General features: G+C 74.6%; 15 protein-coding genes. 7 read left to right on the forward strand and 8 right to left on the reverse strand.

The features are described from left to right. Positions 1-2 precede the first annotated feature (2 nt). On the reverse strand, positions 3-545 hold the full coding sequence (locus tag ACFV3E_RS20015) for an MOSC domain-containing protein (RefSeq protein WP_499515431.1): 543 nt from the start codon (positions 543-545) through the stop codon (positions 3-5). Positions 546-638: 93 nt separating this feature from the next. Here ACFV3E_RS20015 and ACFV3E_RS20020 point away from each other — a divergent pair, with 93 nt between their 5' ends. Continuing rightward, complete coding sequence (locus ACFV3E_RS20020; protein ID WP_500363808.1) at positions 639-1,139, forward strand: VOC family protein; 501 nt, start codon at positions 639-641, stop codon at positions 1,137-1,139. A gap of 24 nt (positions 1,140-1,163) precedes the next feature. On the opposite strand, the gene ACFV3E_RS20025 is transcribed toward ACFV3E_RS20020, so the two are convergent. The 5 genes from ACFV3E_RS20025 to ACFV3E_RS20045 all read right to left on the reverse strand — a co-directional run bounded on the left by ACFV3E_RS20025 (position 1,164) and on the right by ACFV3E_RS20045 (position 6,471). Then, complete coding sequence (locus ACFV3E_RS20025) at positions 1,164-1,346, reverse strand: tail-anchor membrane protein (protein ID WP_500323219.1); 183 nt, start codon at positions 1,344-1,346, stop codon at positions 1,164-1,166. 119 nt (positions 1,347-1,465) lie between these two features. Then, a complete protein-coding gene (locus ACFV3E_RS20030) occupies positions 1,466-1,636 on the reverse strand; it encodes a hypothetical protein (protein ID WP_500363810.1) in 171 nt (56 codons plus the stop codon). A gap of 80 nt (positions 1,637-1,716) precedes the next feature. Next, a complete protein-coding gene (locus ACFV3E_RS20035; RefSeq protein WP_500535811.1) occupies positions 1,717-2,031 on the reverse strand; it encodes a hypothetical protein in 315 nt (104 codons plus the stop codon). Positions 2,032-3,048: 1,017 nt separating this feature from the next. Next, positions 3,049-4,389, reverse strand: a complete 1,341-nt coding sequence (locus tag ACFV3E_RS20040) for an MFS transporter (protein ID WP_500535812.1) — start codon at positions 4,387-4,389, stop codon at positions 3,049-3,051. A gap of 93 nt (positions 4,390-4,482) precedes the next feature. Beyond that, positions 4,483-6,471, reverse strand: a complete 1,989-nt coding sequence (locus tag ACFV3E_RS20045) for a Xaa-Pro dipeptidyl-peptidase (protein WP_500535827.1) — start codon at positions 6,469-6,471, stop codon at positions 4,483-4,485. Positions 6,472-6,779: 308 nt separating this feature from the next. On the opposite strand from ACFV3E_RS20045, the gene ACFV3E_RS20050 reads away from it, so the two are divergent. From ACFV3E_RS20050 to ACFV3E_RS20065, 4 genes are read left to right on the forward strand one after another with little or no spacing between them, the layout of a single operon-like run. After that, a complete protein-coding gene (locus tag ACFV3E_RS20050; protein ID WP_500535813.1) occupies positions 6,780-8,345 on the forward strand; it encodes an alpha/beta hydrolase in 1,566 nt (521 codons plus the stop codon). Between the two features lie 48 nt (positions 8,346-8,393). Next, positions 8,394-9,911 carry an alpha/beta hydrolase gene (locus ACFV3E_RS20055; protein WP_500535814.1) on the forward strand — a complete coding sequence of 506 codons (1,518 nt, stop codon included), beginning with the start codon at positions 8,394-8,396 and terminating at the stop codon, positions 9,909-9,911. 15 nt (positions 9,912-9,926) lie between these two features. Further along, complete coding sequence (locus ACFV3E_RS20060) at positions 9,927-11,513, forward strand: alpha/beta hydrolase (protein ID WP_500535815.1); 1,587 nt, start codon at positions 9,927-9,929, stop codon at positions 11,511-11,513. 44 nt (positions 11,514-11,557) lie between these two features. Next, the gene (locus ACFV3E_RS20065) at positions 11,558-13,120 is read left to right on the forward strand and encodes an alpha/beta hydrolase (RefSeq protein WP_500535816.1); all 1,563 of its coding nucleotides are present in this window, start codon (positions 11,558-11,560) and stop codon (positions 13,118-13,120) included. Positions 13,121-13,187: 67 nt separating this feature from the next. Here the strand turns inward: ACFV3E_RS20065 and ACFV3E_RS20070 are convergent, their stop codons facing one another. Together ACFV3E_RS20070 and ACFV3E_RS20075 are read right to left on the reverse strand one after the other, a co-directional pair. After that, the gene (locus ACFV3E_RS20070) at positions 13,188-15,572 is read right to left on the reverse strand and encodes a Tex family protein (RefSeq protein WP_500535817.1); all 2,385 of its coding nucleotides are present in this window, start codon (positions 15,570-15,572) and stop codon (positions 13,188-13,190) included. A gap of 75 nt (positions 15,573-15,647) precedes the next feature. Continuing rightward, entirely contained in the window at positions 15,648-16,190 is a 543-nt protein-coding gene (locus ACFV3E_RS20075) for a GNAT family N-acetyltransferase (RefSeq protein ID WP_500535818.1), read from the reverse strand. 69 nt (positions 16,191-16,259) lie between these two features. On the opposite strand from ACFV3E_RS20075, the gene ACFV3E_RS20080 reads away from it, so the two are divergent. Both ACFV3E_RS20080 and ACFV3E_RS20085 read left to right on the forward strand, forming a co-directional pair. Next, a complete protein-coding gene (locus tag ACFV3E_RS20080; protein WP_500535819.1) occupies positions 16,260-17,123 on the forward strand; it encodes a DUF6528 family protein in 864 nt (287 codons plus the stop codon). Positions 17,124-17,348: 225 nt separating this feature from the next. Beyond that, the gene (locus ACFV3E_RS20085) at positions 17,349-18,353 is read left to right on the forward strand and encodes an aldo/keto reductase family protein (protein ID WP_500535820.1); all 1,005 of its coding nucleotides are present in this window, start codon (positions 17,349-17,351) and stop codon (positions 18,351-18,353) included. The last annotated feature ends 52 nt before the right edge of the window (positions 18,354-18,405 follow it).

Raw genomic sequence — 18,405 nt, forward strand, 5'->3', positions numbered from 1 at the left:
GGTCAGACCCGCTCGAGCGGACGGTGCGGCCCTTCGGGGAGCTCGACGGCGATCGGGTCGCCGGGCCGCACCTCTCCGCCGTGCAGCACCACGCCCATGATCCCGCCCTTGCGGACGACGGCACCGTGCTCGTCCCGGCCGACGACTTGCTTGAGCAGGCCCTGCCGGAAGCCGTCGATCTGCAGGCAGGGGTTGCGCAGACCGGTCACCTCGACGACGGCCTCCGCGCCGAGCCGCAGCCGCGTCCCGACGGGGAGGCCCAGCAGGTCGACGCCACGCGTGGTGACGTTCTCGCCGAGCTCGCCCGGCGCGACCTCGAAACCGGCCGTGAGCAGCTCGTCGTGGAGCTCCCCGTGGATGAGGTGGACCTGGCGCAGGTTGGGCTGCGTCGGGTCCTGGGCCACCCGCGACCGGTGCTGCACCGTCACCCCGAGGTGGGCGTCGCCCTCCACGCCGAGCCCGGTCAGCAGCCGGATCCTGTCGTGGGTGGGCTTGCTGAAGTGGTGTCCCTCGTCGCGGCTGACGGCGGTCACGGTCGCGGTCATGGTCACCCTGCTCCCCCTCGGTCGGTCGATCGCGCGATCATTCTAACGACCGGGTTCATTGAACTTTCAATGATGGCCGCGTAACCTGGGCACATGCCTGTTCGCCGTCTGAACCACGCCGTGCTCTACATCCGTGACGTCACGCGGTCCGTCGAGTTCTACACCGCCGTCTTCGGCTTCGAGGTCGACGTGGAGATCCCCGGCCGCGCCGCCTTCCTCAGCGCCGAGGACACGCTCAACGACCACGACCTCGGGCTGTTCGCCATCGGCCCGGACGCGCCCGGCCCCGAACAGGGCCGCGTCGGGCTGTACCACCTGGCCTGGGAGGTCGGCACGCTCGGCGAACTGGCCGACACCGCCCGGCTGCTCACCGAGCGGGGCGCCCTGGTCGGCTCCAGCGACCACCTCGTGTCGAAGTCGCTCTACGCCAAGGACCCCGACGGGAACGAGTTCGAGGTCATGTGGCGCGTCCCCCGTGAGGACTGGCCCACGCAGCAGGAACTCAGCGGCCCGCGCCCGCTCGACCTGCAGGCGGCGCTGGACCGCTGGGGCCCCGACCTCAGGACCGGCGCCGCCGCGGGCTCCGTCACCTGAGCGGCGACCGCGCCCCGCGCCCCGTCACCTGCCGATCTGGCGCCTGCCGCCCCGGCGCAGCCTGCGCCGCTGGGAGGGGTCCAGGGTGAGGTAGGCGGCCACGGGGACGCCCACGATGACCAGCAGGGCCAGCCACGTCGGCAGGACCCACAGCAGGATCAGGCCGACAGCCACGCCGCCAACGGCGACCTTCGCGCGATTGGACATCTTCCCGCCTCCGTCTGCGGCGCGTGCCGCCTCACTGGGCTAAACGCGGCATCACGCGCCGCGGTTCCCCCGTACGGCGCGCCCTGCCCGGTGCCGGGCAGGGCACGACCGCCGGGGCGTCACTCGTGGTGGCGTTCGGTCAGTTCCCTCGGTTCCTGCGGGGGCGCTTCCGGCGCCGTCGTCCGCTCGGGGGCCGTCTCCGGCCGGTCGGCGGCGACCGGCCGCTCGCGGTCGCGGACCGCCTCGGCGCGCACGATCGCGCCCAGGGCTGCGTAGATGTCCACGGGCATGGTGGGTTCCTCCTGCGGTTGTCGTCCTGCTGGCGGGCATGGCTGCGGGCCGCCGCGCGGGCGGCGACGGCCTGGCGCCGTCAGCAGCGCAGGACGAGGTGAAGGTGGTCGGGTCTGCCCGCGGGGGCGACATGCCGGGCGGGACCGCGGAGCGCGGCGCCCACGGGATCCGGGGGGCAGGTGTCGTGGACGATGTCGGCGGCATGCCCCTGGACGGTTCCGGCACGCAGCTGGGGGCCCGCCTGCGGGACGGTGCGCCGCCCGACGCTCGCCGGGGGGTGGTGCATCTGCTTGCCGGGTTCGTCCGTGGCGGCGGCGACGGCGACGGCCGCCGTCCGCTCCAGCGGCTGAAGTGCCGCGGCCCCCGGCGCGCACAACGCGTGGAGCAGGCACACCAGTGCCGCGAAAAGCCCGACCGCGGCCCCTGCGGGCCCTGCGGGGACCCGACGGGGGGGTCCCGCTGCGGGCCCTGCGGGGGCCCGACGAGGGGGTCCCGCTGCGGCATGCGGCATGCGCTGCTCCTCCGGATGCGTACCCCCCACTCTTAACCGGGCGGGCACCCGGACCCCGTGGCGCACTAGGCTGATCGACGCATGCGTTCACCCGGTGAGCGCAATCCGCGCTCCGGCGCGGGCCGGTTGTTGTGTGCGGCGCCGTTGTGTGTTGCGGTTGCGGTTTCTCCCCCGCCCGCCCTCCCGATTGCCCGGCGCGGTCAGTGCGGGCCTGCGCTCCGTCGGGTTGGGGTCGGGGCCGCGCCGGGGTACCTCCTCGGCGCTCGCGGCGCTGCCCCACGTCATTCGGCACCGCACGCACCGCTCGTCGCCTGCGGGGGCACCCCGCCACACCCCCTCCGGTCGCGTGGGCGGCTGACGGCCGGACGGGGTTCAGAGAGCGGTCCGGGGTGACCGCAGGTGCCCCACTCACCCCCACCGGCCGTCATGCGCCCACACAACGGGAGGGGGCGTGGCGGGGTGCGCCCATGGGGGCCCCCGGCCGAAGGCTGGGGGAGACGAGCGGCGAACACCGGCGCCGAACGACGCGGGGGTAAACCGCGAGCGCTGTGGGGGTCCCCCCGGCCGAAGGCTGGGGGAGTGCGCCGGCGCGGCACCGACCCGCAACGAACGCGCGAGGCGGTCACTGACCGTGCCGGGCAATCGGGCGGGAGCCCGCCGCAGGCGCAACGGAGCCGCACAGAAACACCCGGCAGCCCGGCGCAGCCACCCGCACAGGGCGACACGGGGCACCCCGGACGACTTCGCGGCGTGCCAAACCGGTACGATCAGGCCCGGCGCGCCGCCCGGAACCTCGCGGACGTGCCCCCGCCCCCCGTGTGCCCGACCGGGACGGGGCGGCGGCCGGGTCGCCGCCGGAATCCGCCACAGCGGGCCCGGGGCGCTCGGCACCCAAACGGCTCAGGCACCCCGGTAGCGGGTGAACGCGGGGAACGCCGCCGCCAGGCCGAGCATCACGACCACGACGAGCACACCGCCCGCGGTGACCGCGGTACGCGTCCCGAACGCGGAGCCGCCCGTGCCGTGCAGGAGGTCGGCCACCCGGGGACCGCCCGCCACGACGACCGTGAACACGCCCTGCATGCGGCCGCGCATGTCGTCCGTCGCGACCGACTGCAGGATCGCGCTGCGGAACACCATCGAGACCATGTCGGCGAATCCGGCCAGCGCCAGGAAGGCCGCCGCCCACCAGAGGCTGCCGCTCAGTCCGAGTCCGGCGATCGCGGCGCCCCAGCCGCAGACGGCGATGACGACCATCAGACCGTGCCGCTTCGAGCGGGAGAAGGTGCCCGAGAACAGCCCGCCGGCGACGGCGCCGATGGGGATGGCGGCGAACAGCAGGCCGAGCGCGAAGCCCTCGCCCCAAGGGGCGTAGGTGGTGTCGGCGAGCTGGGGGAACAGGGCGCGCGGCATGCCGAAGACCATGGCGACGATGTCGGCGAGGAAGGACATCAGCAGGATGCGCTGGGCGGTGATGTAGCGGAAGCCGGCGCCGACCTCGCGCCAGCCGCCGCGCCGGGCGACGGGGGCGCCGTTGGCCTCCAGCGGCGGCAGCGCGGGCAGCCGCCACACCGCCCACACGGTCGCGGTGAGGGCGATCGCGTCGATCAGGTAGAGGTCGGGCAGGCCGATGACGGGGATGAGCACACCCGCGAGCAGCGGGCCGACGACCAGCCCGGTCTGCATGACCGTGGAGCCGAGCGCCATGGCCGCGGGCAGTTCCGCGGGCGGGACCAGGCGGGCGATGGCGGCGCTGCGGGCGGGGGCGTTCATGCCGGCCGCCGCCTGCTGCGCGGCGAGCAGCACCATCAGCAGCCAGACGGAGTGGGCGCCCGCGAAGGCCTGCACCCAGAACAGCAGGGAGGTGACGGCGATGCCGATGTTGGTGTACAGCATCAGCTTGCGGCGGTCCACGCTGTCGGCGACGGCCCCGCCCCACAGGGCGAAGACCACCAGCGGGACCAGCCCGGCGATGCTCGCGTAGCCGACCCACGCGGACGAGCCGGTGATGTCGTAGATCTGCTTGGGCACGGCGACCGCGGTGAGCTGGCTGCCCACGGCGGTCACGGTGGTGGAGCTCCACAGGCGGCGGTAGGCGGGGTGGCGCAGGGGGCGGGTGTCCATGAGCCAGCGGCGCCAGCGGGTGCGGCTGCCGGGTATGCCGGACTCGGGCTCCGCGCCGCGGTCCGCGGTGGGATCGTCCGCCGGGGCGTCGTCGGCGGTCTTCTTGGTGCTGTCCACGGGTGCTGTTGCTTCCTCGTACAACTATCGCTGACCCGCTGACACTACCCGCCCGCCCTCGTCATGCGTGAGGGCGGACGGGCAGGGCCGGGGTCAGCGCCCCGCCGGAACCATGCGGGCGGTGCGGGGCGGGGCGGCCGGGGCGTCCGCGGCGCGCTGCGCGACAAAGGCGTGCGGGGTCGTGGCGGCGAGGCCGCGCGCTCCGCCGACGAGCGGCAGCAGGGCACGCGAACGGGCCAGGTCGAGGGTGACGGTGGGGGTGGTGTCGGGGGGCTCGACCAGTCCCGCGTCGGTGCCGGCGACGATCAGCGCGAGCCGGTGCCCGGCAGGCACGACGTGGTCGGTGGCGCCCAGGGTGACGGTGGCCGTGTAGGCCCGGCCCGGGACGAGCGGACGACCGTGCCACGCGGACGCGGTGTGCCCGAGGTCGGCCCAGCCGCGGCTCACCACGGTGTGGGCGACGTCGGCGGTGTCGGCCGCGGTGTCGCGGAAGCAGGCGCTGTCGCCCGCCGTGCTCTCGCCCCAGCACGAGCGCGTGGTCAGGTCGGCGATGCCCTCCTTGGCGCCCAGGAAGTCCCGGACGGTGTCCGGCCCGAGGTCCACCAGGACCACGGAGAGGTGGGCGCTGGTGGTCGAGGAGGACGCGGTGAGGGTGACCGTGCCGCTGCCGGACAGCCGCAGGTCGCGGGTGAGGGTGCCGGTGGTGAAGACGGCCCTGGAGGCGCTCGGGGTGTCCGCGCCGGCGGCCCAGTCCTCCTCCCACTCCTGGGGCGCGTCGGTGAAGGCCGCCGTGCTGCCGGGCGCGGCCGGGCCGAGCCCCAGGGTGCCCAGGCCCGGGGTGGTGCCGGGCCGCAGGCTCAGCCGGGCCGGTTCGGTGCCGGCGGGCGGCCAGGAGCGGTCGGTCGTCCAGTGGTCGGGCGAGCGTTCGACGTCGGCTCCGGGTTCGCGCTCCACGCCGTTGCGGACGCCCAGCAGGTAGTGGTCGAACCAGCGGTGCAGGGTGGACACCCATGCCTCGCGCCGGAAGTCGAAGGGGTCGACGTGGCCGGTCTGCGACAGCCACACCTTGCGCTCCACGCCGTGCGCGGCCAGCGCGCTCCACCACTGGCCGAAGTGCTTGGTGCGGACGTTGAGGTCCTGCATGCCGTGGACGGCGAAGACGCTGGCGCGGACCTTGCCGGCGTCCTTGGTGTAGTCGCGTTCGCTCCAGAACGCGGTCAGGTCCCCGCTGCGCGGCGCCCCGTCCACGATGCGCTGCTGCACCGCGGCGCAGCGGGCGCGGGCGGCCGGGCTCTCGACGTAGTCCGACAGCCAGTCGGGGCCGGAGTCGTAGAGGGCGGCGCCCTGCTGGAAGTAGTAGTCGTACCAGGAGCTGATGGCGCTGATCGGCACGATCGTGCGCAGGCCGCGCACCCCGGTCGCGGCGACGCCGTTGGCGATCGTCCCGTCCCAGCTCTTGCCGATCATGCCGACGTCGCCGGTGGACCAGCGGGCGCTCGCGGGCCGGGACCCGGTACGGGAGGTGTAGCCCTTGGCCCGGCCGTTCAGCCAGTCGATCACCGCCTTGGCCGAGCCGATGTCGGAGGGGCCGCCGACGTCCACGCAGCCGTCGGAGCGGTTGGTGCCGGCCAGGTCGACCAGGACGACGGCGTAGCCGCGCGGGACGAAGTAGTTGTCGTAGTACAACGGGGCCTGGACCATGCGGCCCTGGTCGTCGTAGGTCTTCAACTGGCTCTCGTTGCCGCGTCCGCAGCACGAGTAGTAGGGACTCGCGTCCATGATCACCGGCACCTTGCGGCCGGCGGCCGCGGGCTCGCGGGGCCGCACGATGTCCGCGGCGACCCGGTCGGTGCGGCCGTCGCCGTCGTCGTCGCGGCCCGTCTCGACCCAGACCGCCTCGCGGATCGCGTCGGCGTACGAGTAGTCCGGTCGGCTCAGTCCGTGCCGGACGGTCCCGCCGGCGGAGGCGGCCTGCGCGGTGGTCACGGGGAGGAGGACGGCGGCGAGGGCGGCGATCACGGTCGCCACCAGGGAGGTCGTCCGTATGCGGATGCGGTCGGTACGGGGGTGGGTGGTGCGCATGGGTGAGGGCACGCGCGGACGCTAGCCGCGGCCCGGCCCGGGGGGCCAGAGCGATACCGGTCAACTTGTGGGGGCGTACGGCTACTTGTGGCGCGCGCCGGCACAGGGGTGGCACGGCGGGTTCACGCGTTCGGCCCAGCTCGGCGATCCCCCGTGCACGATATGTGATGACCTGGTTACGCAGCGAAGGGTGGGGGGACGGCGTGGCCGCTCCCTGCCGGGACGCGGCGCCCGGGCCCGCCCCCGCGGCCGCTCACCGATGCCGACCAGCCCCGCGTCTCGCAACGGGCGGAAACGAAGGCGTGGCGATGAAAGCTGTCCCGGCCACCGGCCGAATACCCGGGCGCGGACTGCTCTGCGCACTCGCCGTACTGGTCGCCTTCGGGCTGCTGCTCGCCACCTGCACCGCCGCGACGCACACACGCAGGACCGCCGCGCCCACTCCCGCCGGGGCGGCCTCCCCGAGCGCGGCGGACGACACGATCCGCGTGGACCTGCGGCGTTACTACACGCAGGAGTTGCGCTGGTTGCCCTGCCGGGACCGGTCGTTCCAGTGCACGAGGCTCAAGGTGCCGCGGGACTACGCGCACCCGGGGGCGGGTGACCTCTCCCTGGCCGCGATCCGCAGGCAGGCCCGCGGTCACGGCGCCGCCCGCATCGGCGCGCTCCAGATCAACCCCGGCGGCCCCGGTCTCTCCGCCGTCGACGATCTGCGGGCCTACGCCGACCGGTACTCCCCCGCTCTGCGCGCCGCGTACGACCTGGTCGCGGTCGACCCGCGCGGCGTCGGCCACAGCTCGCCGGTGGACTGCGGCTCCGCCACGCCCCCGGGCGCCGGGACACGGGGGGCGCTCCCCTTGGACGAGGCCACGGTCATCAACACGTGGGCCGCCTACCACGCGGAGGTCGCCGCGGACTGCGCGCGGCACGCCGGGCGGCTGCTGCCGCACGTGGGCACCCTCGACGCGGCCCGGGACATGGACGTCGTACGCGCCGCACTGGGCGAGGACCGCCTGCACTTCCTCGGCTTCTCGTACGGCACCTACCTGGGCGCCACCTACGCCGAGCTCTTCCCCTCCCGCGTCGGCCGGGTCGTCCTGGACGGCGCGGTCGACCCGGCCATGGACGGCTACCACGCCTACCTCAACCAGGCCCGCGGGTACCAGATCGCCTGGGAGTCCTTCGCCGCCGACTGCGCCCGCCGCAGGCACTGCCCGGTCGGCCACTCCGTCAAGGAGGCGGGCCGCACGCTGGACTCCCTCGTGGCCGCCCTCGACCGCGCCCCGTTGCGGCAGGGCAAGGAGGGCCGCCTCGACGGCGAGACCCTGCTCGGCACGGTCGTCACCGCGTTGCGCGCGCCCGACTGGGAGACGCTGCGCGCGGTGCTGGACGGGGTGACCTCGGATGACACCACCGTGCTGCGGGAGCTCGTGGGCTCCGAGGACGACACCGCGCCCGGCGACGAGTCCATGACGGCGGTCAACTGCCTGAGCTCCGCGCTCGAATCGCGGTCGACCCCCGCCCAGACGCTCGCGGCGCTGCCCGAATTCCTGCGGGCCTCGCCGCAGTTCGGGGCGTTCTACAACGAGGACCTGTCGACGTGCGCCCACTGGCCGACGCGGCCCACGCAGACCCCGCGGCGCGTCAGCGCACGGGGCGCCGGGCCGATCCTCGTGATCGGCACCACCCGCGACCCCGCCACCCCCTACGACCAGGCCCGGGCACTGGCCGCCCAGCTCTCCTCCGGGCGGCTCCTGACCTGGGACGGCGACGGGCACACCGCCTACCAGCGCGGCAGCCGCTGCGTCGACACGGCCGTCGACGACTACCTGGTGCGCGGTCTGCTCCCGCCCACCGGCGCGATCTGCCGCTGACGCGACCACCCGCCCCGCGCTCCGCGCGGCGCACAGAAAGGCGTGGCCATGAACGCACCCCGACGCAGGCTCCACGGCTTCATCGCCGTGCTCGGCAGCTGCGGGCTGCTGCTCACCGCGTGCGCGGCGGGCGACCTCCGGCAGACGCCGGCCTGGGCACCCGCCGGGGGCGCCGCCACCGCCGCACCGGCGGACCTGGCCCGCTACTACGGGCAGGAACCGGGCTGGAAGGCCTGCGCCGCGGTGCCGTCGTTCCAGTGCGCCACCATCACGGTGCCACTGGACTACGACCACCCCGAGGAAGGCGACATCACCCTGGCCGCGATACGCAAGAGGGCGACCGGGAACGGCGCCGCACGCGTCGGCTCGCTGCAGATGAACCCCGGCGGACCGGGCTCGTCCGCGATCGCCTACCTGCTCGGCAACGTGGACTCCTTCTCCCCCGCGGTGCGCGCCGCGTACGACCTGGTGGCGGTCGACCCTCGCGGTGTCGGCAACAGCACCCTGGTGGACTGCGCCACTGACGCCCCCGTGGCCGTCCCGGACCCCGGCGCGCGCAGGGCGGACATCGACGCCTCGGCCGCGGGCTACGCGGAGATCGCGGCCGAATGCGGCCGGCACGCGGGGCGGTTGCTGCCGCACGTGGGCACCGTGGACGCCGCCCGCGACATGGACGTCGTACGCGCCGTGCTGGGCGACCAGCGGCTCCACTACCTGGGCTTCTCGTACGGCACCTACCTGGGCGCCACCTACGCCGAGCTCTTCCCCTCCCACGTCGGCCGCATGGTCCTCGACGGCGCCGTCGACCCCGCCCTGGACGGCTACGACTTCACCATCGGCCAGGCCCGGGGGTACGAGGTCGCCTGGAAGTCCTTCGCCGCGGAGTGCGCCACCCGGCCCGACTGTCCCGTGGGCCGCTCGGTCCAGGAGGCCGGCCGCATCCTCGACACCCTGGTGGCCACGCTGAACCGCACCCCCCTCCGGCAGGGCAAGGACATCACCGTCACGGGGGACTCCCTCGTCAGCGCGGTCGTCCTCGGGCTGCGGGCCCCGGCCTGGGAGGCGCTGCGCGCCGCGCTGGAGGGAGTGCGGGCCGGCGACACCACGGCCATACAGGCGCTCCTCGGCGTGGACGAGGAAACCGATCCGGGCGACCAGTCGTACTACGCCGTGTCGTGCCTGAGCTCCACGCTGGGCACGTGGTCGACCGTCGCGCAGGCCCAGGCGGCGCTGCCCGAATTCCGCCGCGAAGCACCGCAGTTCGGCGAGTACTACGCCGGGACCCTGCCGATGTGCACCCAGTGGCCCGTCCGCCCGAACCAGCCGGCGCACCGGGTCACCGCGGCCGGCGCCGCACCGATCCTGGTCGTGGGCACCCTCCGCGACCCGGCCACCCCGTACCCGTGGGCACAGGCGCTCGCCCGGGAGCTCTCCTCCGGACGGCTCCTCACCTGGGACGGCGACGGGCACACCGCCTACCACCAGGGCAGCACCTGCGTCGAGGGCGCCGTCGACAGCTACTTGACGCAGGGGCAGCTCCCGCCCGCCGGCACGGTCTGCGTCTGACGGGCGGTGGCCGCTGTGCAGGCCACGCGTCCCCTGTCCGGCCGGGGCAGGCGCATCGCGGGCGGGCTGCTGAGCGCCTGCCTGGTGCTGACCGCCTGTTCGCCCCAGCGCCCGCACCGGACGGCGGGCGCGAAGCGGTCCGCGTCCGCGTCCGCGGCCGCCCCGGCCATTCCGGCCACTCCGGTCGCCTCGGCCGCATCGGCGGCTGCGTCGGCTGCCTCGGCAGCGGCCTCGGCCGCACCGCCGGACGTGTCCCGCTACTACCGGCAGAGGCTCGACTGGCGGCCCTGCCGGGAAGGGGCCTCGTTCCAGTGCACCACGGTGACGGTGCCCCTGGACTACGCCCACCCGCAGGCGGGCGACATCCGGCTGGCGGTCGTCCGCCACAGGGCCACCGGTCCGCGCCCGGCCCGCATCGGCTCGCTGCTGCTCAACCCCGGCGGGCCCGGCGTATCGGCGGTCGACGATGTGCTGTCCTTCGCCGACGCCTTCTCCCCCGCGATGCGCGCCGCGTACGACCTGGTCGGCGTCGACCCCCGGGGCGTGGGCCGCAGCGCCCCGGTCGACTGCGGGACGGGCGCACCGGTCCCCGGGGCCGCGGCCGGGAACCCCGAGCCGGGCCTCGCTCTGGCCGCCGACGCGTGCGCTCGTCGCGCGGGCCGGCTCCTGCCCCATGTCGGCACCCCCGACGCCGCACGGGACATGGACGTCGTACGGGCCCTGCTCGGCGACGACCGGCTGGGCTTCCTCGGCTACTCCTACGGCAGTTACCTGGGGGCCACCTATGCGGAGCTCTTCCCCTCCCGCGTCGGCCGCATGGTCCTCGACGGCGCCATCGACCCGGACATGGGCGCCTACCGCGCCACCCTCGGCATGGCACGCGGCTACCAGGTGGCCTGGGAGGCCTTCGCCGCCGACTGCGTCACCCGCCCCGGTTGCCCGGTCGGCCACTCGGTCCAGGAGGCGGGCCGCATCCTGGACGCCCTGGTCGCGGAACTCGACGAGGCCTCCGGAAGTGGGGACGGCCACGGCGTCTCCCCCACCGGCGACGATCTGCTCACCGCGGTCGCCTCGGCCCTCGCGGCCCCGGCCTGGGGCGCACTGCGCAACCTGCTCCGCGAGGTGGCGGCGGGCGACCCCGCCACCTGGCGACCGCTGCCCGGCACGGAGGACGACGGAGGGCCGGATGAGCAGTCCCTCGCCGCGATCAACTGCCTGAGCTCCGCGCTGGGACCGCGGTCGACCGCCGCGCAGACGCTCGCGGCCGTGCCCGAGTTCCGCCGCACGGCCCCCCAGTTCGGCGCCTACTACGCCGGGTTCCTCCCCATGTGCGCCCACTGGCCGACGCGGCCCACGCAGGTCCCGCACCGGATCAGCGCCCGCGGCGCCCCGCCGATCCTCGTGATCGGCACCACCCGCGACCCCGCCACCCCCTACGACCAGGCCCGGGCACTGGCCGCCCAGCTCTCCTCCGGGCGGCTCCTGACCTGGGACGGCGACGGGCACACCGCCTACCAGCGCGGCAGCGCCTGCGTCGACACGGCCGTCGACGACTACTTCCTGCACGGCCGGCTCCCACCCGACGGCACCGTCTGCGGCTGACGCGCGCCAACACCAGGGCACCAGGGCACCAGAAAGGCTGAGCGATGGACGCCGTCCGGCACACCGGCCACGTACGCGGGAGGGGACGACGCCGCGCCCTCGCGGTGCTGGGCGCGTGCGCCCTCCTGGCGACCGCGTGTTCCTCCCTCCGCGGCGGGGCCTCACCCGCGACCCGCCTGGCGCCGGCCGGCTCCGTGCACACCGAGGCCGTGCCGCCGCGACTGGCCCGCTACTACGGGCAGCGGCTCGCCTGGAGACCGTGCGAGGACAAGCCGTCCTTCCAGTGCACGACGTTCAAGGCGCCGCTGGACTACGAACACCCCGAAGCGGGCGACATCACCCTGGCCGCCACCCGCCTGACGTCCACGGGGAGCGGGGCGCACCGCATCGGCTCGCTGCTGTACAACCCCGGCGGGCCCGGTGACTCCGCCATCGGCGGCTTGCAGGCCTTCGCCGAAGAGTTCCCGCCCTCGGTACGCGCCGCCTACGACCTGGTCGCCGTCGACCCGCGTGGCGTCGGCGCCAGCACCCCGTTGGACTGCGGCTCCGAGGCTCAGGCGACCCTCACCGGGGCCCGTCCGCTCACCGCAGGCAAGCCGGACTTCGAGGCCCTGGACGAGGCCCGCGAGGAGACCGCCGACGCATGCCGGCGGCACGCCGGGTGGCTGCTGCCGCACATCGGCACTCCGGACGTGGCCCGCGACATGGACCTGATGCGGGCCCTCGTCGGGGACGACCGCCTGCACTACCTCGGCTTCTCCTACGGCACCTACCTGGGCACCCTCTACGCCGGTCTCTTCCCCTCCCGGGTCGGCCGCATGGTCCTCGACGGCGCCGTGGACCCCACGATCGACGGCTACCACCGCTTCCTGGATCCCGCACACGGCTACCAGGTGGCCTGGGAGGCCTTCGCCGCCGACTGCGCGCGGCGCCCCGACTGCCCGGTCGGCCACTCCGTCGAGGAGGCGGGCCGCGTGCTGGACGCCCTGGTCGCCCGCCTCGACCGGAGCCCGCGGCAGGAGGGCAAGGACGTCACCGTCACGGGGGACGACCTGCTCGTCACCGTCGTGTCGGGGCTCAAGCAGCCCGCGTGGGAGGAACTGCGCCTGGCCCTGGGCGAGGCGGTGTCCGCCGCCGGCGGCACCGCCGCGCTCCAAAGGCTCTCCGCCCCGGAGGAGGAGGCCGTCGCCGATGTGGGGTTCACGGCCGTCAGCTGTCTGAGTGCGGCGCTCGGGCCCGTGTTCACCCCCGCGCAGGCCGAGGCGCTGCTCCCCGCCTTCCTCCGTGCCTCGCCGCAGTTCGGGGCGTACTACACCGGGCTGCTCAGCACCTGCGCCCACTGGCCCGTCGGCCCGGCCCGGCCCGCGCGCGCCGCCACGGTCCCTGCCACGGCGCCGATCCTGGTCGTCGGCACCCTGCGCGACCCGGCCACTCCGTACGCCTGGGCGCGGGCACTCACCCGGCAGCTCCCTTCGGCCCGGCTGCTGACCTGGGACGGCGACGGGCACACCGCCTACCGGCAGCCCGGAAGCGCATGCGTCGACGCCGCGGTCGACCGCTACCTGCTGAGCGGCGTGCTCCCGCCCGAGGGGACGGTCTGCCGCTGAGAACACGCCGAGGCGCGCTCCCCCGGTCCGCCGGGGAGAGCGCGCCTCGGGGCCTCAGGCGGTGGGATCAGCCGCGGCGGCCGTTGTTGCCTCCGCCGAGGCCCTTGTCGAGCCCGGCGCGGCGCAGAGCGTCCGCCATGGCGCCGCCGGGGGCCGGACGGTCGCGGTCGCCGCCGCGCGACTGGCGGGGCGGGTTGCCGCCGCGGCGGTCGGGCCGGTCGGGGCGGGCGCCGCGCTCGGGACGTCCACCGGCGGCGTTGCCCTTGGGCGCGCTCGCCTCGTCCTCCAGACGGAGGGTGAGGGAGATGCGCTTGCGCGGGATGTCGACGTCGAGCACCTTGACGCGGACGATGTCGCCGGGCTTGACCACCTCGCGCGGGTCGCTCACGAAGTTCCTGGACATCGCCGAGACGTGCACGAGCCCGTCCTGGTGGACACCGATGTCCACGAAGGCGCCGAAGGCCGCGACATTGGTGACGACGCCCTCCAGGACCATGCCGGGCCTGAGGTCCTTGAGTTCCTCGACACCCTCCTTGAAGGCGGCGGTCTTGAAGGCGGGCCGCGGGTCGCGTCCGGGCTTCTCCAGTTCGGAGAGGATGTCGGTGACCGTCGGCAGACCGAAGGTGTCGTCGACGAACTCCCGCGGCGTCAGCCCGCGCAGCACCGTGGTGTTGCCGATGAGCGCCCTGATGTCGGTGCCCGCCGCCGTGCTCATGCGCCGTACGACGGGGTAGGACTCGGGGTGCACGCTGGAGGCGTCCAGCGGGTCGTCGCCGTCGGGGATCCGCAGGAATCCGGCGCACTGCTCGTACGCCTTGGGGCCGAGCCGGGCCACGTCCTTCAGGGCGGTGCGGCGGCGGAACGGGCCGTTGGCGTCGCGGTGGGCGACGATGTTGGCGGCCAGGCCCTCGGTGATGCCGGAGACGCGGCGCAACAGCGGCACGGAGGCGGTGTTGACGTCGACGCCGACGCCGTTCACGCAGTCCTCGACGACCGCGTCGAGGGAGCGCGAGAGCTTCACCTCGGACAGGTCGTGCTGGTACTGGCCGACGCCGATCGACTTGGGGTCGATCTTGACGAGTTCGGCGAGCGGGTCCTGGAGGCGGCGGGCGATGGAGACGGCGCCGCGCAGCGACACGTCGAGCTCGGGGAGCTCGGCGGAGGCGTAGGCGGAGGCGGAGTAGACCGAGGCGCCCGCCTCGGACACCACGGCCTTGGTCAGCTTCAGTTCCGGGTGCCGCTTGATGAGGTCCGCGGCGAGCTTGTCGGTCTCGCGGGAGGCGGTTCCGTTGCCGATGGCGACCAGGTCGACCTTGTGGGCGGCGGCGAGCCGGGCGAGCGACGCGATGGAGGCGTCCCACTGGTTGCGCGGCACGTGCGGGTAGATCGTGTCGGTGGCGACGACCTTGCCCGTGGCGTCGACCACGGCCACCTTGACGCCGGTGCGGAAGCCCGGGTCCAGGCCCATGGTGGCGCGCGTGCCGGCGGGGGCGGCGAGCAGCAGGTCGCGCAGGTTGGCGGCGAAGACCCGGACCGCCTCGTCCTCGGCGTCCTGGCGCAGCTGGACGCGCAGGTCGAGGCCGAGCCGGACGAGGAAGCGGGTGCGCCAGGCCCAGCGGACGCTGTCGGCGAGCCACTTGTCGGCAGGGCGGCCGCGGTCGCCGACGCCGAAGTGGTGGGCGATCGTGCGCTCGAAGCTGGAGGGGCCCTCCGCGACCGGCTCCTCGGGCTCCATGGTGAGGTCGAGGACCTCCTCCTTCTCACCGCGCAGCATGGCGAGCACACGGTGCGAGGGGAGCTTGGTGTACGGCTCGGCGAAGTCGAAGTAGTCCGCGAACTTCGCGCCCGCCTCCTCCTTGCCCTCGCGCACCTTGGCGACCAGACGGCCCCGCTCCCACATCCGGGTGCGCAGTCCCCCGACGAGGTCGGCGTCCTCGGACCACCGCTCGGTGAGGATCGCGCGGGCGCCCTCCAGCGCCGCCGCGGCGTCGGCGACGCCCTTGTCGGCGTCGACGAACCCGGCGGCCTCGGCCTGCGGTTCCAGGGACGGGTCGCCGAGGAGGCGGTCGGCGAGCGGCTCCAGGCCGGCCTCGCGGGCGATCTGCGCCTTGGTGCGCCGCTTGGGCTTGTAGGGCAGGTAGATGTCCTCGAGGCGGGCCTTGGAGTCCGCGGCGAGGATCTGCGCCTTCAGGGCGTCGTCGAGCTTGCCCTGGGAGTCGATGGACTCCAGGATGGCGGCCCGCCGCTCGTCCAGTTCGCGCAGGTAGCGCAGGCGCTCCTCCAGCGTCCGCAGCTGGGCGTCGTCGAGGCCGTCCGTCGCCTCCTTGCGGTACCGGGCCACGAACGGCACGGTCGCGCCGCCGTCGAGCAGCTCGACCGCCGATGTGACCTGACCTTCCCGTACGCCGAGTTCCTCGGCGATCCTGCGCTCGACCGAGACCGTTGTCGTCACGATGTGCGACCTGCTTTCTGGCTGGACTACCGGTGCATTATTGCGGAGCCCGGCCGCCCGGCCGCGAGCCTGGGCCTATGCCGCGCCGGAGTCCCGGCCCAGACGCTTCTCGAACCAGTGGTCGGCGAAGCGTTCGCCGTTGTAGTCGGGGACCTCGTGGTAGCCCAGTTTCGCGTACAGGGCCCGTGCCTCGACCAGGTCGGCCCGGGTGTCGAGGCGGATCACGGCGGCGCCCAGTCGTTCGCGGGCCGCGCGTTCGGCGGCGGTGACCAGGAGTGCGGCGCCGCCGGTGCGGCGGGCACCGGGGACGACCCACACGCGGCGCAGCTCGGCGACGCCGGGGGCCAGGAGGCGGACGCCCGCGCAGCCGGCCGGCTCGCCGTCGTGGCGGCCGACGAGGAAGTGCCCGTGGGGGCCCGCGAGGTCGTCACTGGTGTGCTCGGTGAGCAGGTCGTCGATCTCCCGCGGGGTCATCGGCCTGCCGTAGTAGCGGCTGACGATGTCGTCGTAGTACCGCCACAGCAGGTCCCTCGACACGGGGTCGTCAACGGCGAGCGGGGCGATCTCCCATACGGGCGAAGCGTGGACGTTCGGTCGCGGTACGGTCACGCGGCCCATCGTGGCAGCACCCGGCGTCGCTATCCTCCGAATATTCGTTGGCACGTCAACGACATACGGGGGCACGACATGACGCGGCACGCCGCGCGGAAGAGCCATCCCATCGCCACCGCCGACCAGTCCTGCAACGGCGTCCTGGTCTTCGACCCCGACGCCCGGGACTGGTCGCGGCCCGGGGCCGTGACCTGGCACTGGAGCGCGCCGGGCGGGTCCGGCACGAGCTGGCAGCACCTGTCGGACGTGCGGCTGCGCAGGACGCAGGCGTACGGGCGGGTCGTGCTCGTGGCCGCGTCCGGCGGCCGGGCGGCGATGGTGCGCGAGGACACCGGGGCCATCGTGTGGCAGACGGTGACCCCGGCCGACAGCCCGCACGCCATCGAGCGCATCCCGGGCGGGGTGATCGTGGTGGCCTCCGGGGCGCCCGGCCGGCTGCGGCTGTACGCGGACACGGAGCAGACCGCGCCGTTCCGCAGCGTGCCGCTGCCGGGGGCGCGCGGGGTGCTGTACGACCCGGAGCACGGGGCGCTGTGGGCCATCGGCGCCGAGCGGCTGGTGCGCTACGCGGTGTCGGGCCGGGGCGCGGCGACGACGCTGACGGAGCACAGCGCGGTGGGCTTCGAGGGCGAGGGCCGTGATCTGCAGCCGGTGTACGGCGACCCGGGGTCGCTGTGGTTCACCGACACCTACGGGGTGTACCGGCTGGACGTCGCGTCCCGGAGGTACCGGCAGGTGGACGGGGCGAGCGGGGTGAGCGCCTACACCAACCAGCCGACGGGGACGCGCATCCGGGCCAGGTCGCAGACGACCGGGCCCCGCGGCCGGGGCGGCCCGACGGTCGAGTTCCTCGACGCCGACGGGACCCCCGCGTACGCGCGGACGCGCCCCGGCGCCGCCTTCGCCACGGTGCGCCTGTGGACCCCGGACTTCCGCTGAGGCCGGCCGTGGCCGGGGCGGCCGGCGGCCGGGATCCGGCCGGCCCGGGCGACCGGGGTACCGGCCCTCGCGCCGGTACGGAGGCATGTAATGATCAGATGTATTTGCCCCTGCCATCTTTCCCGCGGCCGACGCCCGACCGGGCGCCGCGCCCCCGGCGGGCCCCGGTGCGCCAGCACCCGGCCGGCCGGCACCCACGGACACGCCACCGGAGGCTTCGCTCCCATGGAATACCGCCATCTCGGCCGTAGCGGCCTGGTCATCAGCGAGATCGCGTACGGCAACTGGCTCACCCACGGCTCGCAGGTGGAGGCGGACGCCGCCACGGCGTGCGTGCGCGCGGCACTGGACGTCGGCATCACCAGCTTCGACACCGCCGACGTCTACGCGGGCACGCGTGCCGAGTCCGTCCTCGGTGAGGCGCTGAAGGGCGAGCGCCGCGAGGGCATCGAGATCTTCACCAAGGTCTTCTGGCCGACCGGTCCGGGCCACAATGACCGCGGGCTGTCGCGCAAGCACATCATGGAGTCGATCGCCGGCTCGCTGCGCCGCCTGCAGACCGACTACGTGGACCTGTACCAGGCGCACCGCTACGACGTGGACACCCCGCTCGAGGAGACGATGGAGGCGTTCGCCGACGTCGCCCACTCGGGCAAGGCCCTCTACATCGGCGTCTCGGAGTGGCCGGCGGAGCAGATCCGGCGCGCCCACGCCATGGCGCGGGAGCTGCGCATCCCGCTGGTGTCGAACCAGCCGCAGTACAACGCCCTGTGGCGGATCATCGAGGGCGAGGTCGTCCCGACCTGCGAGGAACTGGGCATGGGCCAGGTCGTCTTCTCGCCGATCGCGCAGGGTGTGCTGACCGGCAAGTACCGGCGGGGGCAGGAGCCCCCGGCGGGCTCGCGTGCCACCGACGACAAGGGTGGCGCGGGCATGATCTCGCGGTGGCTGCGTGACGACGTGCTCGACGCCGTCCAGCAGCTCCAGCCGCTCGCCGCGGAGGCCGGGCTGTCCCTGGCCCAGCTGGCGGTGGCGTGGGTGCTGCAGAACTCCAACGTCTCGGCGGCCATCGTCGGCGCGTCCCGTCCCGAGCAGGTCGCGGAGAACGCCAAGGCGGCGGGCGTCGTCCTGGAGAAGGAGCTGATGGCTCGGATCGAGGAGATCCTGGAGCCGGTCGCCGAGACCGACCCGAAGCGGGTCCACGAGAACGTCCCTGCGCACCGCTCCTGAGCGGTGCGCCCCGGCTCCCGTGGCCGGACTCCCCGCGCGGCCACGGGAAGTA

This window comes from Streptomyces sp. NPDC059718, assembly GCF_042733315.1.
Taxonomy (GTDB): Bacteria; Actinomycetota; Actinomycetes; order Streptomycetales; family Streptomycetaceae; genus Actinacidiphila.